We start from the raw sequence: 22322 nt of genomic DNA, 5'->3' as shown, positions 1-22322 counted from the left end.
CCTGCCATGACAGCCCACTCTACCCAAGCGCCCGCGCCGCTGTTCAAGACGCTCTCTAGTACCGAAACACACGTCGAAATTTGGTTCAACGGCCAACCGCTCTCCGTGCCTGGCGATCGCTCCGTCGCCGCTGCGTTGCTCGCCGGGGGCATATCGCGGTTTCGCGCGACGCCCGTTTCGGGAGCGCCACGCGCACCGTTCTGCATGATGGGCGCGTGCTTCGAATGTCTCGTAGAGATAGACGGCGTGCCGAGCCGCCAGAGCTGCATGGTGCCCGTGCGCGCGGGCATGCATATCCGCTCGCAGGAAGGCGCGCGCGACCTGCCGCTTGACGCGGCCACGAATGCCGACACGCTCGAGGAGAACGCTCATGCCCGGTGATTATCAAGGCGACGCCAAAGCCGACTTCCACGCAGAAGCTGTCGATGTCGTCGTGGTCGGCGCCGGTCCCGCGGGCATGAGCGCGGCGACGCGTTCGGCGCGCGCCGGACTCTCAGTGGTCCTGATCGACGAGCAGGACGCCGTAGGCGGCCAGATCTATCGCGCGATAGGCCGCGCCGACGCGCGCCGCAAGGAGATACTCGGCCCCGACTACGCGGCAGGCGACGCCATCGTCCAGGCGTTCGCACGCTCAGGCGCGCGCCACGTAGCGCATGCGTCCGTGTGGCAGGTCACGCGCGAACACGCGGTTCACTACCTCAAAGACGGCAAAGTGGGCAGCTTGCAGGCCAAGCGCGTGATTCTCGCGAGCGGCGCTTTGGAGCGGCCGTTCCCCATTCCAGGCTGGACCCTGCCCGGCGTGCTCACGGCGGGCGCGGCGCAAATCCTGCTGAAAAGCGCGGGCGAAGTGCCCGCCTCGCCACCCGTGCTCGCGGGCTGCGGGCCGCTGCTCTATCTGCTCGGCTGGCAATACGTGCGGGCGGGCGTGCCGATTCGCGCGCTCGTCGACACCACGCGCCACGAAGACCGCTGGCGTGCGAAACGCCACCTGCTGGCCGCGCTGCGCTCGTGGCCGTTCTTGAGCAAAGGCCTGCACTTGATCCGCACGCTGCGCGAGGCCAAGGTGCCCATTTTCGAAGCCGCCGACGACCTCGCCGTCGAAGGCCGCCAGGGTAGCGACGGCGTGCAGCGCGCAGCCGCGCTCACGTTCACGTCGCAGGGCCGCGCGCAACGAATCGAGGCCGATGTGATCCTGCTGCACCAGGGCGTGGTGCCCAATACGCAGTTCACGCAGGCGCTGCGCGCCACACATCGCTGGGACAACGGACAGCTTTGCTTCAAACCGCAAACGGACGCATGGGGCGAACTCGACGTGCCCGGCATCTTCGTGTCCGGCGACGGCGCGGGCATCGGCGGCGCGCAGGCCGCCGCGCAACAAGGCACGCTGGCGGCCCTCGCCGCTGCGGCGCAACTGGGCGCCATCGACCAGGCCGCGCGCGACCGCGAGGCCGCCCCGCATCGCGCGGAACTGGAGCGCGTGATGCGCATCCGTCCTTTCCTCGACAGCCTTTACCGCCCCCGCGACGCGAACCGTATTCCCGCCGACAGCACCATCGTCTGCCGCTGCGAGGAAGTGACCGCGGGCGAGCTGCGCGGCTTCGTCGGCCTCGGCTGCGTCGGCCCGAACCAGGCGAAGTCGTTCGGCCGCTGCGGCATGGGGCCGTGCCAGGGCCGCATGTGCGGACTCACCGTGACCGAAGTGATCGCCGATGCGCGCAACGTGCCGCCAGCCGAGGTCGGCTACTACCGCATCCGCCCGCCCATCAAGCCGCTCACACTCGGAGAACTCGCCGGTGAATGACGCCCGAACTCTCTCTGCGAGCGCCGTACAGGAAGCGGACGTGCTCGTGATCGGCGGCGGCCTGCACGGTTCGAGCAGCGCCTTCCACATGGCGCGGCGCGGCGTGAGCGTGATCGTGCTCGAAGCCGACTACGTGGGCCGCCATTCGTCGGGCGTCAACGCCGGTGGCGTGCGCACGCTCGGACGCCCGCTTCCCGAGATTCCGCTCGCGCTCATGTCGCGCGAAATCTGGCACGCGCTGCCCGAAACCATCGGCGACGACGGCGGCTTCGTTCCCTCCGGACAACTGAAGATTGCCGAAACCGAGGCCGAACTGGACGAATGCCGCGAACGCGTCGCCTTGCTCGAATCGCACGGCTTCACGCACGAAAAGCTGATCGACCGCGAGACGGTGCTCGAACTCGAACCGGCGTTGGCCAGGCACGTGACGGGCGGCATCTGGGTCGAGCGTGACGGCTACGCACTGCCCTTTCGCACCACCACGGCGTTTCGCCTCGCCGCGCAAAAGCATGGCGCGCGCTTTTTTGAAGGCACGCCGGTCACGCGCATCGAGCCGCGCGGCGAGCGCTGGATCGCCCAAACGCCGCGCGGCACCTTTGCCGCGCGTAAGCTGCTCGTCACGGCGGGCGCGTGGTCGGGCGAACTGGCGCGCCAGGCTGGCGAGAGCGTGCCTGTTCACCCCGAAGGGCTCATGCTGATGGTCACGCATCGCGTGGCGCCGTTCTGCCGCGCGACGCTCGGCGCGACGGGCCGCCCGCTTTCGTTCAAGCAGTTCGACAACGGCACGGTGGTGATTGGCGGCAAGCTGATCGGCATCGCGGATTTGCCTGGGCGCCACGGCGAAGTCGATTTCATGCGGCTCGTGAAAAGCGCGCAGACTGTAGTCGATCTGTTTCCGCATCTTCGTCATCTCGGCGTGAACCGCGCATGGGCCGGTGTGGAAGCGTTCACGGCCGACTCGCTGCCCGTCATATCGGCAAGCCGGCGCGCCTCGAACCTCTACTACTCGTTCGGCTATTGCGGCAGCGGCTTTCAGCTCGGGCCCGCTTGCGGGCGGCTCGTTTCAGAACTCGTGCTCGATGGTGCGCCTTCGCTTTCGCTCGATGCGTTCGCGATCGACCGCTTCGAGCGTGCTGCGGCGCACGCGCCAGTGGCCGGCGTTGCCGCGCATTGATTCTCTCACCCTGTCTCGCCAAGATGGCGAAGGAGCTTGCAGACACATGAACGATATCGTTCGTATCGAAACCAATCAGCGCATGAGCCGCGTCGTGAAGGCCGCCGGGCTCGTGTTCGTGGGTGGGCAGACGTCAGCCGATCCGTCGCCCGACGTGAAGATTCAGACCGCCGCGGTGCTCGCGAAAATCGACGGCTTTCTCGCCAAAGCCGGCATCGACAAGACGCGGCTCGTCTCCGCGCAAGTGTGGCTTGCGGATATCGCGCGCGACTTCGCGGGCATGAACGAAGTGTGGGACGCATGGGTGCCCGAAGGTTGCGCGCCCACGCGCGCAACGGTGCAGTCGCAGTTGGCGTCGCAGCAATTGCTCGTGGAGATCGCGGTCGTGGCGCTGGGTTAAGCGTGGGAACGGGCTGCCGGCGCTGGCATGAAAGCGCGCCGACAGCCACGGTTGCCAATCCGTAAAGCGAAGGCGCTTTTCACGCGGACGCTGTCAGCGCAAGTTCACGTTCGCGCGGGACAATGGCGAACCCACCCGAACTCAGAGGAGCGCGTGATGGCCCTTCCTTACGGCTACGTCAAGGCAAAGATCGTTTCCGCGCCGCAGTTGAAGCCCACGCGGCGGCCTCACGAAGTTCAATACCACCTGCACTTCGGTGTGACGGTCGACGGCGCACGCTGGGACATCGCCGTCAACGTGGGCACCACCGATGCCGACGACCTGCTCAAGTACAAACTCGTATTCGACTTCAATCACAACGTGCTCACCACGCTCGAAGGCGCGGCCGAAGGCAAGACCGATCTCACGGGCACCGAAGCGCTGCCCGCCATCGACTTCGAGCGCAGCGACTTTCTCGCCAATACGGGCGCGTGGCGCGACAGCGACGTGATGGACGGCTCCGACCAGGTCGAACCGGTCGCCTCGCTAAAGCGTCTTCTGTTGCGAGCGCAACAATCTTCGCTCGACGTGTACGTGTTCGGCCGCTTCTACAGCGAAGGCGACGGCATTCACGACGTCCACATGAACCAGGGCTCGAAGGGCGAGTTCATCCACACGGCGGGCAACGACGCGAACGACCACAATGACATCTGGCAGGACGGCGCGCTGCTCGTGAATCTCGGCGACCCCGAATGGGCCTTGTACGTCGCGGCGTTCGATCAGCAATACGTGCCGACCGACGATCTCGGCAACCCGATGCCGAATTCAGAGCCGATTTCGTAGGCGCTCAACGGCAAACGGGCGCATCCCGGCTCCCCGGCATGCGCCCGCTCGTTAGACGATCGACCGCCTAGAAGTCGATCTTCGCGTTGAGGCTGACCGTGCGCGGGTCGCCCGGCGCGATGTAATCGGAGTACTGGAACATCCAGTAGCGGCGATTCGTGATGTTGTCGATCGCGGCTCGCAGCGTCACGTCGTGGCCGCCAATGCGGGTGAAGTAGTTCGCGCCCACGTTCACGAGCATGTAGCCGCCGGTTTCCAGATTGTTTGCCGGACGCACCTGCGTGCTGCCCGTGAACTTCGCATCCGCCGCCAGTTGCAGGCCTTGCACATAAGGCACGTCGTAAGTCACGCGGCCCGCGGCCACGAACGTCGGCGCACCGGCTACGCGATTGCCGTTGTACGACTGGCCCTTCGCGTACCACGTATCGAGCAGCGTGACGCTGCCGGCCACCTGCCAGCTGCGGCCAAGCCGCACGCTGCCCGCCGCCTCGATCCCTTCGAAGATCGAATTGCCGTCCTGCACATAGACGTTGTCGCTGTTCGCGTACGCCGCGCCGCGCTCGATGCGGAACAGCGCCGCCGTCGCGCTCCAGCGCTCGTGCTCGCTCTTGACGCCGATCTCATACTGACGCGAGCGCAGCGGACGCAGCATCGCGCCGCCATTCGCATAGATGCTGTCGACGATCGCGCCCTGCTCCAGCGCCTCGACGTAGCTCGCGTACAGCGTCGTATTCGGCTCGAGCTTGTACATGAGCGCGAAAGTCGGCGTGAGTACGCCGTTCTGGCTGTACTGCGACGTCTTTTCGCCCGTAGTTGCGTAGTTGTTCTGACTATAGTTCGTGTAACGCAGGCCCGCGAGCACGGACCAGCGGCTCGTGATCTGCATGGTGTCGCTCACGAACGCCGAAGCCTGCGTGATATCGCTCGCGCGATACGTTTCGAGCCCGGAGCCCGAATAGTAGCGCCACGGATTGGGCTGATACAGATTACCGTCGCCGAGCACCGTGTAGATCGAGTTCGACGCGTAGTTGTTGGTCTGATGCTGGTACGAACCGCCAATCACGAGTTGATGCGTGAACGGCCCGGTCTTCACCTTGCCCTCGAACATGCCCTGCCAGTAGATGTCCTGATGGCCTTCGTCGCCGTTCCAGCGCGCGTCGGTGTAGTCGCCTTCCTGGTTGAGCAGCGTGAGCGTGCTCTCGTTGCGATCGCGCGCCGACTTGCTGTAGCTGCCCGAGGTGGTGAACGACCAGTCGGGCGTGATCTGGTAGCGCACGCCCGCCGTGTAGAGCTGCAGGTTCGTGTTGATGTGCTGGTCGGTGCCGCCAAGCAGATTCGTGCCGCCGCTGATCACCGCCGGCAGGCTCGACGCCGTATAGCTGCCCGTGTAGATCGCGGGCGTCTGGCCGCTCGAGCGAACGGTCTGGTAAAGCGCGTTGAACCAGACCTGCAGGTCGCGCGTGAGCTGGCCGTCGAGCGCGAGCGAAACCGAGTTGCGGTTGATATCGCCCGCGTTATAGGTCTTGCCCGCTTCCTTCGTGTAGTTCAGGCGCGCGCCGAACATGTCGTCCGGGCCGAAGCGGCGGCTCAGGTCCACGTGCGTGCTCAGCACGCCGTCCATGCGATAGCCCACGTCGAGGCTCGTGACCGGGTCCTTGTCCGGCCGCTTCGTCACGTAGTTGACGAGACCGCCCGGCTGCGCAAACCCGTACATGAAGCCGCCCAGGCCCTTGAGCAACTCCACGCGCTCCAGTTGCTCGTAAGGCATGGTGATGCCGTACGAAATGAACGGATTGCCGTCGATGCGATAACCGTTTTGCCAGTCGATGGGCAGGCCGCGAACGGTGATGTAGGTGGCCCAAGCGTTATAGGCGTTGCTGTTGTTGCTGACCGAGGCGTCGCCGGCGAACACGTCGCCGAGCTTGTAGACCTGGCGCTCGGCGAGGTTCTCGCCCGTGACGACGGTGGTCGAGAACGGCGTGTCGAGCTGCGAGCGCGTGCCGAGCGCGCCGCTCGACACCGGCGTATTCAGGTGCAGCGGCGAGTCGGCAACCTGGCTCGCGCTCACCTTCACTGCGGGCAGCGCCTGGTCCGTGCTGGTGGTGGCCGCGGCGCCGTCCTGCGCAGTGGCGGCCGGAGTCGCTGTCTGGGCAACGGCGGCCTGAGCCGCCGCAAAAGTAAGCCAGGCCGCAAAATGCAACGGCCGCAGGGGCCGGGGCTGCGTGCGTCGAGCGCGCCGCGCGTGTTCTCGGTTGTTCATGTCGTTTTGGAAGGGTCGTCTCGCCAGTGCCTGTGGATACTTCAATGAGAAGCATTCTCATTTATCACTGGCCGGCGATATTAACAAACCCTTACGACTTTTCCTAGAACCCGTATGGCTTTTGTCAGTTTTGACGTATTCCCTCGAAAAACTGCTCGAAACGGACGATGACTAGTCCGATCACGTCTGTTTCGCGCAAGAATCGCCTTGGATTTTCTCGATTGGACAGCCACCCGCGGGCGCGCCCGCCTTGCTGCTCTGCGTGATGCCGGCGCCTGGAAATACGCTAAGTCGCGACATAAAATACAGGCCCAGTCAGTCCATTCACGTGGTGGCCGCGTATGAAACACGCTACGTTCCCCGTGCTGATCGTTCTGGCTTCGGTCCCGGCCGCATGGGCCATGGGCCTCGCCTCGGCGAACGAAAACACGGTTCTCCCCTCTCCCCAGAGCGCGGCGCCCGCCACGCTGCATTGGCCGCCCGCCTCGCCCTCGTCTATTCCGCCAGGCATTTCGCGCGCCGCGCTGCACACGGGGCCGCAGAAAGAAGGCACGTCGTATTTCGAAGCGCTGCCGGCCGACGACGAAAAGCTCGACGATCAAGGCGCACCCCTGCGCGGCGATCGTTTCCACTGGCAGCAGCCCTAGCGTTCACCCGATGCGCGGCGGTCTACATGCAATAGTCAGCGATCCTGATTATTATTGGCAGCCGCTAAAATGAACTGGCGGCGCCACGCCCCGCATACGATGCGCGCCGCATAGCGGACCCGATGGCGTGCTTGCGCCCTGGCCACGTTCGAACCGCCCACCGCGAGTTCCGTGACATGATCGGCGCGTCCTGCAACTCGAACGCCATCATGTCCCGTCCGCTTCGTTCGCATCTGCGCCTGAAAGCCTGCGTGCTTGCCGCTTCGCTCGCCCTGCTGGCTGCCCCGTTCGTCGTCGATCCCGCGCAAGCCTGCACGCGTGCGCTCTACGTGGGCGATAGCGGTCTCGTCATCACCGGGCGTTCGATGGACTGGTCCGAGGACATGCGCTCTAACCTTTGGGTCTTTCCGGCCGGCATCGAACGCGACGGCAACGCGGGCCCGCGCTCGCCGCACTGGCGCTCGAAATACGGCAGCGTGGTGGTGTCCGGATACGACATCGGCAGTGTGGACGGCATGAATGAGCGCGGCCTCGTGGCCAATGCGCTCTATCTCGCGGAAACCGACTACGGCAAGCCCGACTCGGGACACCCGCCGCTTGCCATCAGCCTGTGGGCGCAATACGTGCTCGACAATTTCGCCACGGTTGGAGAGGCCGTGGACGCGTTAGGCCGCGAGCCGTTCCAGATCATTGCGCCACCGCTTCCCGACGGCAAGCCGATCTCGATCCACCTCTCGCTTTCCGATTCGCAAGGCGACTCGGCCATTCTCGAATATATCGACGGCAAGCTCGTGATCATGCACGACAAGGCGTACAAGGTCATGACGAACTCGCCGATCTACCCCGAACAACTCGCGCTCGACACGTACTGGAAAGGCGTGGGCGGCCTCGCCTTTCTGCCCGGCACGAATCGCGCGGCCGACCGCTTCGTACGCACCTCATTTCTGCTCGATGCGATTCCCAAGAAGCCCGACCCTGCCTATATGGCCGGTGTGCCGCAGCAAAACCCCGCTTATCAGGCCGTGGCGAGCGTGATGAGCCTCATGCGCTCCGTGAGCGTGCCGCTCGGCATCACCACGCCCAACATGCCGAATCTTTCGTCGACGATCTGGCGCACCGTGGCGGACCAGACGAACCGCGTTTATTACTTCGATTCCGCCACACGCCCCGACACCTTCTGGATCTCGCTGAGCAAGCTCGACCTCAAGCCCGGCGCGCCGGTGATGAAGCTCACCATCGATTCCGGCCAGGTGTACTCAGGCGAGGTGTCGGGCAAATTCGTCGCGACGCCGTCGTTCAAGTTCATGCCCGCGTCCGCGCAGTGATCGCAGCGCGGGCAGCCACGCTCATTTCGCGAAAAGCTGGCCGATATCCTTGAACGCCTTGAATTCGAGCGCATTGCCGCACGGGTCGAGCAAGAACATCGTGGCCTGCTCGCCCACCTGCCCCTTGAAGCGCACGTAAGGTTCGATCACGAACTTCACGCCGAACGTCTTGAGGCGCTCGGCCAGCGCCTCCCAGTCGCCCCAGCTCAGCACCACGCCGAAATGCGGCACGGGCACGTCGTGGCCGTCCACGGGGTTCGTGTGCGCATGATCCTGCGAGGCCGTTTTCGGATGCTCGTGAATCACGAGTTGATGGCCGAAGAAGTCGAAGTCGACCCATTGCGCGCTGGAGCGCCCCTCCGCAAGCCCGAATACGCGGCCGTAGAAGTCGCGCGCGGCTGCAAGGTCATAAACGGGAATGGCGAGGTGAAAGGGGGAAAGGGACATGCGTGTCTCCACTGTCTTGGAAGGCAATCCCGTCATGGTAGACAGACCAAAGCAAAAACAAAATCAATATATAATTTTCTGATTCACAAATATTATTGATGAATGATACGCGAACTCAGAACCCTCGTTGCCGTGGCGAGAGAAGGCACGTTCGCCGCCGCGGGACAAAAGATCGGCTTGACGCAGGCCGCCGTGAGCGCGCAAATCCAGCGCCTCGAGGCGGAGCTGGGCTTCGCGCTGTTCGACCGCGAGGGGCGCGCGGCGCGCCTGAACGCAATGGGCCAGCATATTCTTGCCCAGGCGCAGGAGGTCATCCGGCTCTATGAAAGCCTGAGTTCGAGCGCGGCCGGCCCCGCGGCGACGGGGCGCGTCACGCTCGGCGCAATCGCTTCCGTGCAGCGTGCGCTCGTGCCCGAGGCGCTGGCCGAATTCCATCGCCGTTGTGCCGGCTGCCGCACGCGTGTGATTCCGGGCGTTTCGATGGAGCTGCACAATCTCGTGGATGCAGGCGAAATCGACATGGCGGCCATCATCCGGCCACCCTTCGCACTGCAAAGCGATTTGCGCTGGACCACGCTCGCGCGCGAGCCGTTCCGGCTCATCGTGCCGCGCCATGTGAAAGGCCATGACTGGGCCGAACTGCTGGCTACGCAACCCTTTATCCGCTACGACCGCGCGTCTTTCGGCGGACGTCAGGTGGACCGCTTCCTGCGTCGCATGCACTACACCGTGCAGGACCTGAGCGAACTCGACGAACTCGAGGCCATCGTCGGGCTCGTTGCGAACGGCGTGGGCGTTGCGCTGGTGCCGCAGACATCGGCATGGCGGCGCTGGCCCGCCAAAGTGCGCGCGATCGATCTCGGGCAGCACACGTTCCACCGCGATGTCGGCCTCGTGCATCGCGCGCCGGGCACGCTCAGCGAGCCTGCGCGCCTGCTGATCCAGTTGCTCGAATCCCGTGCCCAGGAACAGCAGACGGACGCGGAGCCATGAACGCAGTCGATTAAACCAAATTAGGCGAAAAATACATTAAAAATAACTGGACGAAAATCAATACGATTGCACAAATCACTAGATCGTGCCGTCCAACCCACAGGAACGCCTATGCCGCGCCCCATCGCCGCCCGCATTCACCCCGACGCCATCCGCCACAACCTGCAGCTTGCGAAGCAGCTCGCTGCCGGCTCGCGCGCCTTCGCCGTCATCAAGGCCAATGCGTACGGGCACGGCATCGAGCGGATCTATCCGGCGCTCGCGGGCGCCGACGGCATCGCGCTGCTCGACCTCGATGAAGCGGTGCGCGTGCGCGAACTGGGCTGGACCAAACCGCTGCTGCTGCTCGAAGGCGTGTTCGAGCCCGCCGACGTGGAGCTTGCCGTCGCGCACCGGCTCACCGTGGCCGTGCATTGCGTCGAACAACTCGATCTGCTCGCGGCAGCGAAGCCGCAGCGCCCCATCGACATCCAGCTGAAGATGAACTCGGGCATGAACCGCCTGGGCTTTCGCCCGCATGCGTATCGGGCGGCATGGGAGCGCGCGCGCGCCATCCCGTCGATCGGTGCAATTAGCCTCATGACGCACTTCGCGAACGCCGACGACGGCCACGTCGACTGGCAGCTCGACACGTTCGACGCCGCTGTGCGCGACATTCCCGGCGAGCAGTCGGTGTCGAATTCGGCAGGCGTGCTCTGGCACCCGCGCGCGCACCGCGACTGGGTGCGCCCGGGCACGATCCTGTATGGCGCGTCGCCCACGGGCGTGGCGCGGCACGTGGAAGGCTTCGGCCTGCGCTCGGCCATGACGCTCACGAGCCGCATCATCGGCGTGCAAACGCTCGCGCCGCAGGAAACCATCGGCTATGGCCGCACCTTCGCGGTCGACCGGCCCATGCGCATTGGCGTGGTGGCGTGCGGCTATGCGGACGGCTATCCGCGCCACGCGCCCACCGGCACGCCGATCGCCGTGGACGGCGTGCGCACGCGCGTGGTGGGCCGCGTGTCGATGGACATGCTCACCGTCGATCTCACGCCGTGCCCGCAGGCAGGCATCGGTTCGAGCGTCGAGCTGTGGGGCGATCAGGTGCGCGTGGACGAAGTGGCCGAGGCGTCGGGCACGATCGGCTATGAGCTGATGTGCGCGATTGCGCGGCGCGTGCCGGTGATCGTGACCGATGGCGCGCAGACCCCCAGCACCGCACGAGCGCAAACACACGGCGAGCACGTAGCTGCCTGAGCGCGAGTCTGACCGCGCCGAAAGCCTCCTGACGAAATTTCGTCAAACTTCCGGTTGAGCCCCGGCCTTGCGTCACCTATTTTTGTGTTGACACGCGCGGCGCATCGCACGCCGCGCGTGGCCAACACATCAAGGAGACGCTCGTGGCCGACCAGGAGACTCAAGCCTACGCGCCGCATCACGCGGACTACCGCCTCATAGGCGGCGCAGGCGAACGCGCGCGCGCAGCGGGCCTCGTCAACGCGGACTGGTACCGGTGCGTCGTGCCGCGCCCGGTGATGAAGCAGTTGATGCAGCGCAGCGACGCGCGAGCCATCCGCGACACCGTGATCTGGTACGCGGCCATCGTCGCGAGCGGCGTGCTCGCCGGGTTCCTCTGGCACGCGCGTTCATGGTGGGCCCTGCCCGCGTTCCTGCTGTACGGCACGCTCTATTGCAGCCCCGCCGATTCGCGCTGGCACGAATCGGGGCACGGCACCGCATTCAAGACACGCTGGATGAACGACGTGCTCTATCAGATCGCGTCGTTCCAGGTGTTTCGCTGCGCGACGATCTGGCGATGGAGCCACGCGCGCCATCACACCGACACGCTCGTGGTGGGCCGCGATCCCGAGATCGCCGCGCCACGCCCCACCGACTGGCTTTCGCTCGCGCTCAACATCTTCGCGCTCAAGCACGCATCGCGTGAACTGCCGCGCATGATCCGCGCGGCGAGCGGACACCTGGGCGCCGAAGAACAAAGCTTCGTGCCCGCCTCCGAATGGCCCAAGGCTATTCGCGAAGCGCGCCTGAGCCTGTTCGTCTACGCGATCGTGATTGGCGCGTGCATCGGCTTTCGCACGATCCTGCCGCTGCTGTATATCGGCCTGCCGAGCCTTTACGGCGCGTGGCTCTATCTCTACTTCGGCCTCACGCAGCATGCGGGCATGCCCGAGAACGTGCTCGACCACCGGCGCAACTGCCGCACGGTGATGATGAATCCCGTGTTCCGCTTTCTCTACTGGAACATGAACTATCACGTCGAGCACCACATGTTTCCGATGATTCCTTTTCACGCGCTGCCGCGCCTGCACGAAGTCGTGAAAATGGATATGCCGCCGCCCTACCGCAGCAGCCTGGCCGCCTACGCGGAAATCATTCCCGCGCTCGTGCGGCAAACACGCGATCCCTCGTATCACGTGGCGCGCCCGGTGCCGGGCCACGCCGAAGCTTGACAACCGGTTGCCAGCGCAACCATTCATAAAGACCGGAGACAACCCATGACCCAATGGATCGACGCAGCCGCACTCGACGATATCGAAGACGAAGACGTCATGCGCTTCGACCACGGCGGACGCACCTTTGCCATCTATCGTGTGGAAGACGAGGTCTACGCGAGCGACGGCCTCTGCACGCACGAACATGTCCACCTGAGCGACGGCCTCGTCATGGGCCATGTAATCGAATGTCCGAAGCACAATGGCCGCTTCGACGTGCGCGACGGCAAGCCGCTTTGCGCACCGGTATGCGAAAAGCTCGCTACGTATCCTGCGAAAGTAGAAGGCGGACGGATTTATATTGAAGTGTGATGCAGAGAAACTTTCCGCGCAGCAAGCTAAAAAAATCCACGCAAACGTTAGCGCGCCACTCGCCGATCATTATGGTGTATTAAACAAGCCAACTTGAGCGCTTACTCGGTCCCATGTAACGAGAATGACATAAATAGCCATTAGCGTGCTGATTCTCCATATTAATCGGAATGGATAGTCATGCACCCCGCGCTCGCGCAATTTCGTCGTCCGGGACTTCCCGTAGGCCCGCGCAGCGCGGGAGAACTGGCTCTGGAAGTGCCGGCCATCGACGCTTCGGATTCGAACTCTCTCGTCATGGAGATTTTCTATTCGAGGCGCGATATGGCCAGTCTCGCGGTGATCGAAAACGATCGCCCTGTCGGCCTCATCAACCGCGATATCTTCCTGTCGCAAATGAGCAAGCCGTTTCATCGCGAGCTATACGACAAGAAGAGCTGCATCGCGTTCATGGACAAGGAGCCCTTGATCGTCGATGTGGGCATGAGCATCGAAGCGCTCACGTTCAAAACCGTTGAAGTCGGCGAAAAGGCGCTCGTGGACGGTTTCATCGTGACGCGCGAAGGCCGCTTCGTTGGCGTGGGCAATGGCTTGCGCCTGCTCTCCGTCGTGGCGGAAATGCAGGCCGAAAAGAATCGTCAGATCATGCAGAGCATCGAGTATGCGAGCGTGATCCAGCAAGCCATGCTGCGCGCCTCGCGCGAAACGCTCGCAACCATGCTGCCCGATGCCGCGCTCCTCTGGGAGCCGCGCGATGTCGTGGGCGGCGACTTCTACCATTTCGCGGCGTTCGCCGACGGCTGGTTCGGCGCAGTGGCCGATTGCACGGGCCACGGCGTGCCCGGCGCATTCATGACCTTGCTCGCTTCGGCTTCGCTTTCGCAGGCGCTCGAACAGATCGGACCGCGCAACCCTTGCGCGTTGCTGGCCGCGGTCAATCGCAACGTGAAGGGACTGCTCGGGCAAATCAACGGCGCAGGCGACGCTCCGCAGTCCAACGACGGCCTGGACGCCGCCTTCTTCTGGTTCGACGCCGCCAGCCAGCTGCTGCACTTTGCCGGTGCGCGCGTCGCGCTGCATGTGCTGCGACCGGACGCCGCCGAATTCGAAAGCGTAGCAGGCGACCGCATGGGCGTGGGCTATGTGGACAGCCTCGCCGACTACACCTGGACACAGCACACCGTTGCCGCCCCGCGCGGTAGCCTGCTGTTCGTTTCCACGGATGGCCTGACCGACCAGATTGGCGGCCCGCGTAACATCGCCTTCGGAAAACGCCGGACGCTCGACCGGGTTCTCGCCGAGCGCGAGCACGCTTCTTCTTTCATCTGCGCGCGCCTGCTCGAGACCTTCGCCGAGTGGCAAGGCTCACAGGCGCGCCGCGACGACGTCACGCTTTTCTTCGCACGAGTCTGAGGTAGTTCACCAATATGTCTGCAATTCTGGATCAAAACTGCTGCTTCTTCGAAATCGCACAGAAGCGCAATTTGCTCTTCTATCACAAAGGGTATTTTTCGCACAGCATCGTCGCGGCGATGAGCGAAGTCGTGAAGCTGCAACTGGAAGTGGCAGGACTGAGCACGTCCACGCGCAGAAGAATCTTTTCGTCGTTCATCGAGCTCTCGCACAATATCGTGCACTACTCGTGCGACGCGCTTTCCGAAGATCAAGGCCAGGGCGCTGCGATTCGCGAAGGCGCGATGTGCATTTCCGCTGAAGGCGAGCGCCACCTCATGGTGTGCGTGAACCCCATCGCCACGGCAGCCGTGGACGATTTGCGCGAGAAGCTGGAGCCGCTGCGCAACATGTCGATCGAAGAGATCAAGCAGGCCTACAAGATGTCGCTGCGCGCCGAAACGCCTGCCGACAGCAAAGGCGCGGGTCTGGGTTTTCTGACGATGGCGCGCGACGCCAGTGCGCCGCTCGAATTCGCGTTTCATCCACGCGAAGACGATACGGATACCACACTGTTTTGCCTCAAGACCATCATCTGACCAGGGCACGCGTACAAAATGGATAACCTTTTTATCGCCGCCACGGCAACGTCGCCGGAAATCGATTTCCGCTTCGACGAAAACGTGCTGTCACTGCGGGGCGAGTCGTATCCCGAGCATGCGGCCGCGTTCTATACGCCGATCATCGAGCGGCTCAACCTGTGGCTCAAAGGTTGCGAAGGCGCCGCAATCACGGTCGAGGTCACGCTCACCTACTTCAACAGTTCGAGCACGAAAATGCTGTTCAGCGTGTTCGATGCACTGGATCGCGCGGCGGCGGCAGGCAACGCGGTGCAGGTGAACTGGTATCGCGACGAAGAAGACGAAACGATCCTCGAATTCGGCGAGGAACTGCAAACCGACTTCACGGCAATCAAGTTCAATGATTGCCCGGTTGCGACCTGAGAATGCTTTGAGGACGACGCGCGTGGAAACGACTGCCTTGCGGGACACATTGAAGGATCATTATCTCGACCTGTTCCGCAGCGAAAGCGAGGCACTGGAGCGGGCCCGGGCGATTGCCGAGGTTCCGGATTCGCCCGCGCAAAGTCATCGCGAAGCGCTAGTCGAACTCATCCAGCATTACGAACGCCTGATGCGCGAAACGCGCCGCCTGATCGGGCGCAGCGATCGAGCCGAGCGCGAAATGCAGGCACTCACGCAGCAACTTCAATATCGCGCGACGCACGACGCGCTGACAGGCGTATTGAACCGCAGCGCCGTGATCGAACGCACGGTGAAGGCGCTGCGCGCGAACCGGGCCGTGATGATCCTGCTCGATATCGACGACTTCAAGAAGGTCAACGACGACTTTGGCCATCCGGCCGGCGACAGCGTGATCTCGGGCATCGTGAACTGCCTGCGGCGCATTCTCGGCGAGACCGGCATTATCGGCCGCGTGGGCGGCGAGGAATTCACCGTCGTCCTGCCGGGCTTCGATATTGCTGATGCCCTGCAACTCGCGGAACGCATGCGCGCGGCCATTGCGAGTCACGCGTTCGCCGCGCCGGTGTGCCGCCCCATCACGGCAAGTTTCGGCGTGAGCGACAATCCGGCCGGCACCGATTTCGACACCGCTTACGGACTCGCGGATTCCGCGCTGTACACCGCCAAGCGCGGCGGCCGAAACTGCGTGACATTCGAAGGGCAAATCGCCTCGGCAGGTTGAAACGCGGCGGCCTGGTGCCTTTAGTGCCGTTGCCGCGCAGCGCGTGCCTTTTCCGAACGCCACACTACAATGGTGCGGAGAAACTCGCGACGCGTATGAAGAATGCTGGTCACGACATCGCGCGTCGGTAGAGCAGAACAGCGCCAAAACAGCGAGGCGATCGATGACAGCGAAGCAGCCGGCACGCCTGGCATTGCCCGGGCAAGTCGTACTCGTGTTGCAGGGTGGCGGCGCGTTGGGCGCCTATCAACTCGGCGTCTATGAGGCGATGCACAATGCCGGCATCCAGGTGGACTGGGTGATCGGCACGTCCATTGGCGCGATCAACGCGGCGTTGATCGCCGGAAACGCGCCGGAGCGCCGCTTCGAGCGTCTCGAGGAATTCTGGCAACGCGTCACCGACCGCACGCGCCTCGACGTGGCAGCGTGGCCCGGTTTGGGGCCTGGCTGGGACAGGACGTTTGCAAAACTGATGATCATCGGCGGCGGCATTGCCGGGTTCTTTCAACCCAACCCGGCGTCGTGGTTCGGGCCGCTCGCGCGCCTGGGCGTGGATCGCGCGTCCTACTACGAGATCGCACCGCTGCGCGACACGCTCGTTTCTCTCGTCGACTTCGAACGGCTCAACGCGGGGCACCCGCGCCTTACGGTGGGCGCGGTGAACGCACGCACGGGCGCGATGCACTATTTCGATTCGCGCGACCAGCACCTGAATGTCGAACACATCATGAGTTCGGGCGCGCTGCCGCCCGCGTTCCCGGCGGTGCGCATCGACGGCGAGCCGTACTGGGACGGCGGCATCTATTCGAACACGCCGGTCGAGGTCGTGCTCGACGACAAGCCGCGCAACAGTTCAGTCATTTTCTCGGTGCAAGTGTGGAATCCGGCGGGCCCGGAACCGGAAAGCATCTGGCAGATTGCGGAGCGGCAAAAAGACATTCAGTACGCAAGCCGCACCGAAAGCCATATCGCGCGCCAGCAGCAGATTCACCGCTTGCGTCACGTGATCCGCGAACTGGCGAAGCGCGTGCCCGAAGCCGAGCGCAACACCGCCGACGTTCAGCAACTGGCGGCCTGGGGCTGCGAAACGACCATGCGGCTCATCAAGCTTGCTGCACCTCGGCTCGATGGCGACGACCAGTTGAAGGACATCGACTTCACGCCAGCGGGCATTGCCGCGCGCCGGCGCGCTGGCTACGACGCCGCCATGCGAGCGATCGAAGCAAGACCGTGGGAGGCACCGATGGATCCCATAGAAGGCCTAAGCGTCTACAGCGCCGACGCAGAATAAAAGAAAGCGATAGGCCGTGAAGGCCCTATCGCCCCACTCGGACCGCAGTGGAAAAAAGCCGGCGGGTGGAGCCGCCGGCCGAGTAGATCGATTACGTCGTTCCGTGCACGACTGCGGCGAGCAGCGATTTGAGTTTGGTCGTGCTGTCGGCAAGACGCTCGGGTTCGATCCGCACACGGCGTGCAATGAGTTCCTGCGCAATGCGCACGTCACGGGCGATCTCGCCCGTTTGCCCCACGCCGCTCGCGCCCACCAGCCAGCCCGCTTCGTCGAACGCGAAAAAGACCTTCGATGCCGGCCCCGTTGCACGCACCGCCCGGGTCGAGCCGAACCCGGGCAAGCCTGCAATCTGGATCGTCATGTCGTATTGATCGGACCAGAACCACGGCACGGCGCTGTACGCCTCGTCGCGGCCGAGCATGTTGAGCGCTGCCACGCGCGCCTGATCTTCCGCGTTGCGCCAGCATTCAAGGCGAATGCGACGCCCGTACAGCGGATGCACGAACGAGCACACGTCGCCCGCTGCGTAGATATGCGGGTCGCTCGTACGCAGCATGGGATCGACGGCAACGCCGTTGTCGATCGCGAGGCCTGCCTCCTGCGCCAGCGCCACGCGCGGCGCCACGCCAATGCCGACCACGGCTGCGTCGCAAGGCACGACAGTGCCATCGCCGAGCACGACGCCATTGACGCGCCCTTCGCCCTCGAAGCGCCGCACCTGCACGTCGAAGCGCACGTCCACACCTCGTTCGCGATGCAGGTCCACGAGGCACTGCGCCACCTCCGCGGGCACCGCGCGCATCAACGCGCGCGGCGCCGCTTCAAACACGGTGACTTCGCAACCGCGCTGTCTGGCCGAGGCCGCAACTTCAAGCCCAATGAAACCCGCGCCAATCACCGCAATGCGCCGTCCGGGCCCAAGCTCGCCCGCGATGGCGAGCGCGTCGCTGGCATTGCGCAACACATGCACGCCCGCGAGGTCTGCGCCGGGCACGCTCATGCGGCGAGGCTCGGCGCCGGTCGCGATCAGCAAGCGATGGTAGGAAAGCGATTCGCCATGCGCGAGCGTGACCGTCTGCGCGGCGCAATCGATCGCGCTCGCGGCGCAGCCGCTGCGCAGATCGACGCGCTGCTCGCGATAAAACGTCTCGCGATGTATCGCGCCCTGCTCCGGCGTGCGCTCGCCCACTAGCACCGCCTTCGAAAGCGGCGGCCGCTCGTACGGTTGTGCGGCTTCATCGGCGATCAGCGTAATCGCGCCTTCCCAGCCGCCTTCGCGCAAAACTTGCACGGCACGTGCGCCGCACTGGCCGCCGCCGATCACCACCATGGCATCGTCCGCACTCATTTCGACTCCTTGCGCGCTCAACGATACTGCCCCGCGAGCGCAGACACCTGCTGGATATTCTGCGGCGTGATGAAGCCCGGCCCGGAGCTGATATTGCGCGCCTCATACACGGGCTTGAGCCCATAGTCCTTCAGGCGCTGCTGGAATTTCGGGTTCTGCTCGAGCACGGTGCGCGCCTGCAGCACGTCGTTGCTGTGGTTCTGATGCATGATCGCCAGCAGCGCAACCGGGATATAACCCTGCAAATACGGCTGCTGATCGGTGCAGAACTTGATCGTGCCGTCCTTGATGCCCTTTGCGACGTCCGTGTCGATATCGAAGGTCGCAAACCAGATCTTGCCCGCAAGGCCGAGACTCTTCACCGCGCGTATCGTCGGATCGGCCGAGGTCGGGCCGAGCGTGAGCACGCCCCGCGTGTTCGGGTGGTTGCGCAGATACGCGCTCACCTTCGATTCTATGCCTGTGGGGTCCGTGCCTGCATCGAGCACCGATGTTTTCATGTTCGCGCCGATAGCGTCGGCAAAGCCGCGGCAGCGTTCGAACGAGAGCGGGTTCGTCGCGTAGTGGTTCACGCACAGGAAGGTCTTCACGCCGTCTGCTTTCGCGCGCAGCCCCGCTTCCTTGCCGGCGAGATATTCGGGCTGGCCCACGTGCATGAGCGCGCCAAGCTCTGCGCTCTGCTGCTCCGTGCCCGTATTCGCGGTGATAAAGGGAATGTTCTTCGACTTCAGGCGCGACACGGCGCCCTTGAGCAGATCGAAATCCGCGATGGTCGTGACCACGCCGTCGTAATTGCGCGCCGCCGCCTGATTCACGAGCTGCACCATATCGGCAATATCGCCATTGGGCGGATTACGGTAGTCGGTCTGAACATTGAAGTCTTCATCGGCCTGCTTGATGCCGTTCTTGACGGTGTTCCACCATGCGTCCGAATCGGGCGCGTGCGAAATGAAGTCGAAATGGGCGACGGGGTCCGCGTGCGCCGCAGGGCTCAGCGCGAGTGCAAACAGCGTAGCCGCCAGCGGCAACACCTTCAGGAAAGGAACGTTCACGGCTGTCTCCTAAGTTTCGTCGTTATCGTGCTGAATCATCGATTCGTATGCCGAATCATTCTGCGGCGAGTCCGAGATAAATCGTGCCGCCCTCCACCTTCACCGGATGCGTTGCGAGATTCACGCAGACCGGCGCTCCCTTGGCCGCGCCCGAGGGAATATGGAAGCGCCCCATATGCATCGGACATTCGATGATGTCGCCGAACACGAGACCTTGCGCGAGACGCGCCGTTTCGTGCGTGCAGACCCCTGCGGAAGCGTAATAACCCGTGGGCGTGTGATAGATCGCGTAAAGCTCGCCTTCGTGCTCGAACTCCATCACGTCCTCCTCTTCGAGTTCGTCGCTCGCGCACACCTCGTGCCATTGAAGAATGTTCATCGTCGTCTCCACCATCTGTTAGCGGGTAACCGAAGCGTCATTGCGTATCGGCGGCAAAAGCCTTTGATACCGCGTCCTCGCGCATCACGCCCGCCGTCTTGCCGGGCACCTGTGGCGTGACCATGTAGTCCGGGTCGTGGCGCTGCATGCGCAATACGTGCAGGATCTCGGCCCACGCGTCGAACACACCGTCATAGGCGGGCGGCAAGTCAGCCTCGATCGCCTTGCGCAATTTAGGCAGCGCATGAAACGGCACGTTGGGGAACATATGGTGTTCGACGTGATAGTTCATGTTCCAGTAGAGGAACTGCAGCACGGGGTTCAGCCGCAGCGTGCGGGTGGAAAAGCGGTGATCGAGTTCGTTCTCGCGCAGCCCGGTGTGCTGCGTAATGGCCAGCAGTTCATGCAACCAGGCGCCGTATGCGCGAGGCAGAAGCAGGAACACCACCGGCAGCCCGCTATGCGCAACAAAAGCCCACACGCCAACGCCCACGTAGAGCGCGAGCATGACCCGCGAATTGCGGCGCATCGCCCGATATTCGACCACGGGCACCACGGCCTTCGCGCTCCTCGCGACGATGCCGAGGCTGTGCAACACGATGTTGCCGAGATGATGGATGCCGTGCGAAATGCGCAGGAAATCGGTGGCGAGCTTGAGGTAATTGGGCGGGCGCTTGACGGCAATTTCAGCGTCGGCGGGCACCGTGGCCGTGAGGTGCGTATAGGTGTGATGCTGCGCATGCGACCAGCGGCTATAGATCTGCTCGCGCCACGTCATGAAGCAGATGACCCAGTGCACGCTCTCGTTGAGCCACTCGCTCCTGAACGGCGTGCGATGACGCAACTCGTGCTCCATCGCCTCGGCGAACGCGTAGATCGTGCCGTAAAGCAGCAAGGCCGGAATGCACCAAAGCGTACCCAAGGCAAACCAGGCGAGCGCGCCGGCGGCGAGCACGAGCGCCATGAAGCCGCCGAAATACATCAGGGCAACCCTGTCGTTGCGCCGCGTGACCTCCTTGAGCACCTTGCGGTCCAGCGGACAACGGTACCAGTCGTCCATCGTGATGACCTGTGGCGAGCCTTGCTGTGCGGACATGAATCGAACTCCCGTGCATGACGTTGAACGCTGATGAGCCGCCTTGAATTCGCTCATCCTTGAGGCGAATTACAGGCTCTAAATGAGCCATCGTCAAAGACTAATACGACTCATTTTGAGCATTAAAGGGTTTTCACCTAAAATGCCAGCACGTGAAAACGTTCTCCACGTGGAGATAAATTTCAAATATTCGTATTTTATGACTCATTTTGAGGCAAAATGCGTTCATGCCCACCCGCCGCGGAGATCCGATGAAAAGCCGCCCTACGCTGAAGCAGTTGATGGAACTCACCCAACTGAGCCGCGCAACCATCGACCGGGCGCTCAATGACCGGCCAGGCGTGCACCCGCGTACGCGCAGCGCTGTGGAAGCGGCACTCAGGCAGCTGGGCGCAAGTGACGATCAGGCGTTGCCCGTGGCCTCGCGTGCAGGGCCCAACGCGCTGCGCGTGCGCCTGCTCCTGCAGGCCGGCGACGCGTTCACCGCAGAGCTCACGCGCACGGCAGCGAGCCTCGAAGCCGAGTTCGCCGCTGCGGGCGTCACGCTCGACGTGGTCAACTGCGTAGGCGCCAGCGACGAGGACGTCGCGCTGCGCGTGCGCGAAGCCGGGCAAGGGGCGGACGCCATCGGCATCATCTGCACGAACACGCCGCCCATTACGTCGGCGTTGCGCGCATGTATGGCGCGGGGCCTTGGCGTGGTGACGCTCATCACCGACGTGGATGCCGACGCGCGCCACACCTACGTGGGCGTGAACAACCGCGCCGCGGGCCAGTCGGCTGCGTTCCTCGTTGGCCGCCACCTGGAAGGTCGGCCCTCGCCCTCCGTGGCCGTTGTGGTCGCAACGTTCTCGTACACCTGTCACGAAGACCGCGAGATCGGCTTTCGCTCGCTGTTGCGCCAGCGCTTTCCCCATGTGAATGTCGTCGAAGTGATCAAGGGCGCCGACTCGGGCGCGGCGACCTACGAGGCCACGCGGCGCTGCATGGAAATGCACGGCGCGCTCGACGGCATCTACAACGTGGCGGGCGGCAACGAAGGGCTCGCGGCGGCGCTGCGCGAGCGCGGGCTCGCGGGCCGCACGCTCTATGTCACGCATGAGGTGAACGCCGTGACGGAGCCGCTGTTGCGCGCAGACGTGATCGACTATCTGCTCTCGCAAGATTTGCGTTTGCTGCTGCACACAGCCGTCGAACAGATGCGCCAGGCGGTGGCAGGCGGCACGCCCCCTGCGCAGGCGCTCGTACCGATCGAAACGTATTCGCGCTATTCGCTCCCCTGAAACAGTTGCACCGCGCACACTGCGCCGCCTGTTGCATG

The 22322-nt window shown here is 63.9% G+C and carries 23 protein-coding genes; 17 read left to right on the top strand and 6 right to left on the bottom strand.

The window, feature by feature from the left end; translation table 11 throughout:
- Window positions 1-6: 6 nt before the first annotated feature.
- The 5 genes from U5A58_RS20590 to U5A58_RS20570 all read left to right on the top strand — a co-directional run bounded on the left by U5A58_RS20590 (window position 7) and on the right by U5A58_RS20570 (window position 4197).
- Window positions 7-381 carry a (2Fe-2S)-binding protein gene (locus U5A58_RS20590; protein ID WP_321962819.1) on the top strand — a complete coding sequence of 125 codons (375 nt, stop codon included), beginning with the start codon at window positions 7-9 and terminating at the stop codon, window positions 379-381.
- Entirely contained in the window at window positions 371-1801 is a 1431-nt protein-coding gene (locus tag U5A58_RS20585; RefSeq protein ID WP_321962818.1) for an NAD(P)/FAD-dependent oxidoreductase, read from the top strand. Before U5A58_RS20590 ends, U5A58_RS20585 begins: the two co-directional genes overlap by 11 nt.
- Window positions 1794-2975: an FAD-binding oxidoreductase gene (locus tag U5A58_RS20580; protein ID WP_321962817.1), complete on the top strand. Its 1182-nt coding sequence runs from the start codon at window positions 1794-1796 to the stop codon at window positions 2973-2975. The genes U5A58_RS20585 and U5A58_RS20580 overlap by 8 nt, the downstream gene beginning before the upstream one ends.
- A gap of 46 nt (window positions 2976-3021) precedes the next feature.
- Complete coding sequence (locus tag U5A58_RS20575) at window positions 3022-3375, top strand: RidA family protein (protein WP_321962816.1); 354 nt, start codon at window positions 3022-3024, stop codon at window positions 3373-3375.
- A gap of 156 nt (window positions 3376-3531) precedes the next feature.
- Window positions 3532-4197 (top strand): DUF2278 family protein, encoded by a 666-nt coding sequence (locus U5A58_RS20570; RefSeq protein WP_321962815.1) that lies wholly within the window; start codon window positions 3532-3534, stop codon window positions 4195-4197.
- Between the two features lie 67 nt (window positions 4198-4264).
- Here U5A58_RS20570 and U5A58_RS20565 read toward each other — a convergent pair whose 3' ends face one another.
- Window positions 4265-6457 carry a TonB-dependent receptor gene (locus tag U5A58_RS20565; protein ID WP_321939141.1) on the bottom strand — a complete coding sequence of 731 codons (2193 nt, stop codon included), beginning with the start codon at window positions 6455-6457 and terminating at the stop codon, window positions 4265-4267.
- A gap of 341 nt (window positions 6458-6798) precedes the next feature.
- On the opposite strand from U5A58_RS20565, the gene U5A58_RS20560 reads away from it, so the two are divergent.
- Both U5A58_RS20560 and U5A58_RS20555 read left to right on the top strand, forming a co-directional pair.
- Window positions 6799-7104 carry a hypothetical protein gene (locus U5A58_RS20560; RefSeq protein ID WP_321962814.1) on the top strand — a complete coding sequence of 102 codons (306 nt, stop codon included), beginning with the start codon at window positions 6799-6801 and terminating at the stop codon, window positions 7102-7104.
- 209 nt (window positions 7105-7313) lie between these two features.
- Window positions 7314-8429, top strand: a complete 1116-nt coding sequence (locus U5A58_RS20555) for a linear amide C-N hydrolase (protein ID WP_321962813.1) — start codon at window positions 7314-7316, stop codon at window positions 8427-8429.
- Between the two features lie 21 nt (window positions 8430-8450).
- Here U5A58_RS20555 and U5A58_RS20550 read toward each other — a convergent pair whose 3' ends face one another.
- A complete protein-coding gene (locus U5A58_RS20550) occupies window positions 8451-8876 on the bottom strand; it encodes a VOC family protein (RefSeq protein ID WP_233888430.1) in 426 nt (141 codons plus the stop codon).
- A gap of 102 nt (window positions 8877-8978) precedes the next feature.
- On the opposite strand from U5A58_RS20550, the gene U5A58_RS20545 reads away from it, so the two are divergent.
- The 9 genes from U5A58_RS20545 (at window position 8979) to U5A58_RS20505 (ending at window position 17126) form a co-directional block, all read left to right on the top strand.
- Window positions 8979-9869 (top strand): LysR family transcriptional regulator, encoded by an 891-nt coding sequence (locus U5A58_RS20545; protein ID WP_321914970.1) that lies wholly within the window; start codon window positions 8979-8981, stop codon window positions 9867-9869.
- A 111-nt stretch (window positions 9870-9980) separates the two neighbouring features.
- Window positions 9981-11108 carry an alanine racemase gene (gene alr, locus U5A58_RS20540; RefSeq protein WP_321962812.1) on the top strand — a complete coding sequence of 376 codons (1128 nt, stop codon included), beginning with the start codon at window positions 9981-9983 and terminating at the stop codon, window positions 11106-11108.
- A gap of 143 nt (window positions 11109-11251) precedes the next feature.
- A complete protein-coding gene (locus tag U5A58_RS20535; protein ID WP_321962811.1) occupies window positions 11252-12322 on the top strand; it encodes a fatty acid desaturase family protein in 1071 nt (356 codons plus the stop codon).
- 45 nt (window positions 12323-12367) lie between these two features.
- Complete coding sequence (locus tag U5A58_RS20530) at window positions 12368-12676, top strand: non-heme iron oxygenase ferredoxin subunit (protein ID WP_321914973.1); 309 nt, start codon at window positions 12368-12370, stop codon at window positions 12674-12676.
- A 297-nt stretch (window positions 12677-12973) separates the two neighbouring features.
- The gene (locus tag U5A58_RS20525; RefSeq protein ID WP_415774268.1) at window positions 12974-14089 is read left to right on the top strand and encodes a SpoIIE family protein phosphatase; all 1116 of its coding nucleotides are present in this window, start codon (window positions 12974-12976) and stop codon (window positions 14087-14089) included.
- A 14-nt stretch (window positions 14090-14103) separates the two neighbouring features.
- Window positions 14104-14667 (top strand): SiaB family protein kinase, encoded by a 564-nt coding sequence (locus tag U5A58_RS20520; protein WP_321962809.1) that lies wholly within the window; start codon window positions 14104-14106, stop codon window positions 14665-14667.
- 18 nt (window positions 14668-14685) lie between these two features.
- Window positions 14686-15072: a DUF1987 domain-containing protein gene (locus U5A58_RS20515; RefSeq protein ID WP_321914977.1), complete on the top strand. Its 387-nt coding sequence runs from the start codon at window positions 14686-14688 to the stop codon at window positions 15070-15072.
- A gap of 22 nt (window positions 15073-15094) precedes the next feature.
- Window positions 15095-15835 (top strand): GGDEF domain-containing protein, encoded by a 741-nt coding sequence (locus tag U5A58_RS20510; RefSeq protein WP_321962808.1) that lies wholly within the window; start codon window positions 15095-15097, stop codon window positions 15833-15835.
- Between the two features lie 163 nt (window positions 15836-15998).
- Window positions 15999-17126 carry a patatin-like phospholipase family protein gene (locus tag U5A58_RS20505; protein WP_321962807.1) on the top strand — a complete coding sequence of 376 codons (1128 nt, stop codon included), beginning with the start codon at window positions 15999-16001 and terminating at the stop codon, window positions 17124-17126.
- A gap of 91 nt (window positions 17127-17217) precedes the next feature.
- Here U5A58_RS20505 and U5A58_RS20500 read toward each other — a convergent pair whose 3' ends face one another.
- The 4 genes from U5A58_RS20500 to U5A58_RS20485 are packed head-to-tail and all read right to left on the bottom strand — an operon-like array spanning window position 17218 to window position 21001.
- Complete coding sequence (locus U5A58_RS20500; RefSeq protein WP_321962806.1) at window positions 17218-18474, bottom strand: NAD(P)/FAD-dependent oxidoreductase; 1257 nt, start codon at window positions 18472-18474, stop codon at window positions 17218-17220.
- A gap of 17 nt (window positions 18475-18491) precedes the next feature.
- Entirely contained in the window at window positions 18492-19526 is a 1035-nt protein-coding gene (locus U5A58_RS20495) for a sugar ABC transporter substrate-binding protein (protein WP_415774264.1), read from the bottom strand.
- A 55-nt stretch (window positions 19527-19581) separates the two neighbouring features.
- Window positions 19582-19905, bottom strand: coding sequence for a non-heme iron oxygenase ferredoxin subunit (locus U5A58_RS20490; protein ID WP_321939159.1), 324 nt, complete (start codon window positions 19903-19905; stop codon window positions 19582-19584).
- Window positions 19906-19942: 37 nt separating this feature from the next.
- The gene (locus tag U5A58_RS20485; RefSeq protein WP_321962805.1) at window positions 19943-21001 is read right to left on the bottom strand and encodes a fatty acid desaturase; all 1059 of its coding nucleotides are present in this window, start codon (window positions 20999-21001) and stop codon (window positions 19943-19945) included.
- A gap of 251 nt (window positions 21002-21252) precedes the next feature.
- Here U5A58_RS20485 and U5A58_RS20480 point away from each other — a divergent pair, with 251 nt between their 5' ends.
- The gene (locus U5A58_RS20480; protein ID WP_321962804.1) at window positions 21253-22284 is read left to right on the top strand and encodes a LacI family DNA-binding transcriptional regulator; all 1032 of its coding nucleotides are present in this window, start codon (window positions 21253-21255) and stop codon (window positions 22282-22284) included.
- The last annotated feature ends 38 nt before the right edge of the window (window positions 22285-22322 follow it).

Source organism: Paraburkholderia sp. J7 (genome assembly GCF_905220155.1).
In the GTDB taxonomy this organism is placed as follows: Bacteria; Pseudomonadota; Gammaproteobacteria; order Burkholderiales; family Burkholderiaceae; genus Paraburkholderia.
The sequence above is the reverse complement of the archived record's forward strand: the minus strand, read 5'-3'. Positions and strand labels throughout refer to the sequence as shown.

Coding starts and splice junctions, on each gene's coding strand:
- U5A58_RS20500 (WP_321962806.1), bottom strand. CDS start 18,474: ATGAGTGCGGACGATGCCATGGTGGTGATCGGCGGCGGCCAGTGCGGC.
- U5A58_RS20490 (WP_321939159.1), bottom strand. CDS start 19,905: ATGAACATTCTTCAATGGCACGAGGTGTGCGCGAGCGACGAACTCGAA.
- U5A58_RS20520 (WP_321962809.1), top strand. CDS start 14,104: ATGTCTGCAATTCTGGATCAAAACTGCTGCTTCTTCGAAATCGCACAG.
- U5A58_RS20575 (WP_321962816.1), top strand. CDS start 3,022: ATGAACGATATCGTTCGTATCGAAACCAATCAGCGCATGAGCCGCGTC.
- U5A58_RS20515 (WP_321914977.1), top strand. CDS start 14,686: ATGGATAACCTTTTTATCGCCGCCACGGCAACGTCGCCGGAAATCGAT.
- U5A58_RS20585 (WP_321962818.1), top strand. CDS start 371: ATGCCCGGTGATTATCAAGGCGACGCCAAAGCCGACTTCCACGCAGAA.
- U5A58_RS20545 (WP_321914970.1), top strand. CDS start 8,979: ATGATACGCGAACTCAGAACCCTCGTTGCCGTGGCGAGAGAAGGCACG.
- U5A58_RS20485 (WP_321962805.1), bottom strand. CDS start 21,001: ATGTCCGCACAGCAAGGCTCGCCACAGGTCATCACGATGGACGACTGG.
- U5A58_RS20565 (WP_321939141.1), bottom strand. CDS start 6,457: ATGAACAACCGAGAACACGCGCGGCGCGCTCGACGCACGCAGCCCCGG.
- U5A58_RS20505 (WP_321962807.1), top strand. CDS start 15,999: ATGACAGCGAAGCAGCCGGCACGCCTGGCATTGCCCGGGCAAGTCGTA.
- U5A58_RS20480 (WP_321962804.1), top strand. CDS start 21,253: ATGAAAAGCCGCCCTACGCTGAAGCAGTTGATGGAACTCACCCAACTG.
- alr (WP_321962812.1), top strand. CDS start 9,981: ATGCCGCGCCCCATCGCCGCCCGCATTCACCCCGACGCCATCCGCCAC.
- U5A58_RS20525 (WP_415774268.1), top strand. CDS start 12,974: ATGGAGATTTTCTATTCGAGGCGCGATATGGCCAGTCTCGCGGTGATC.
- U5A58_RS20530 (WP_321914973.1), top strand. CDS start 12,368: ATGACCCAATGGATCGACGCAGCCGCACTCGACGATATCGAAGACGAA.
- U5A58_RS20560 (WP_321962814.1), top strand. CDS start 6,799: ATGAAACACGCTACGTTCCCCGTGCTGATCGTTCTGGCTTCGGTCCCG.
- U5A58_RS20550 (WP_233888430.1), bottom strand. CDS start 8,876: ATGTCCCTTTCCCCCTTTCACCTCGCCATTCCCGTTTATGACCTTGCA.
- U5A58_RS20555 (WP_321962813.1), top strand. CDS start 7,314: ATGTCCCGTCCGCTTCGTTCGCATCTGCGCCTGAAAGCCTGCGTGCTT.
- U5A58_RS20590 (WP_321962819.1), top strand. CDS start 7: ATGACAGCCCACTCTACCCAAGCGCCCGCGCCGCTGTTCAAGACGCTC.
- U5A58_RS20570 (WP_321962815.1), top strand. CDS start 3,532: ATGGCCCTTCCTTACGGCTACGTCAAGGCAAAGATCGTTTCCGCGCCG.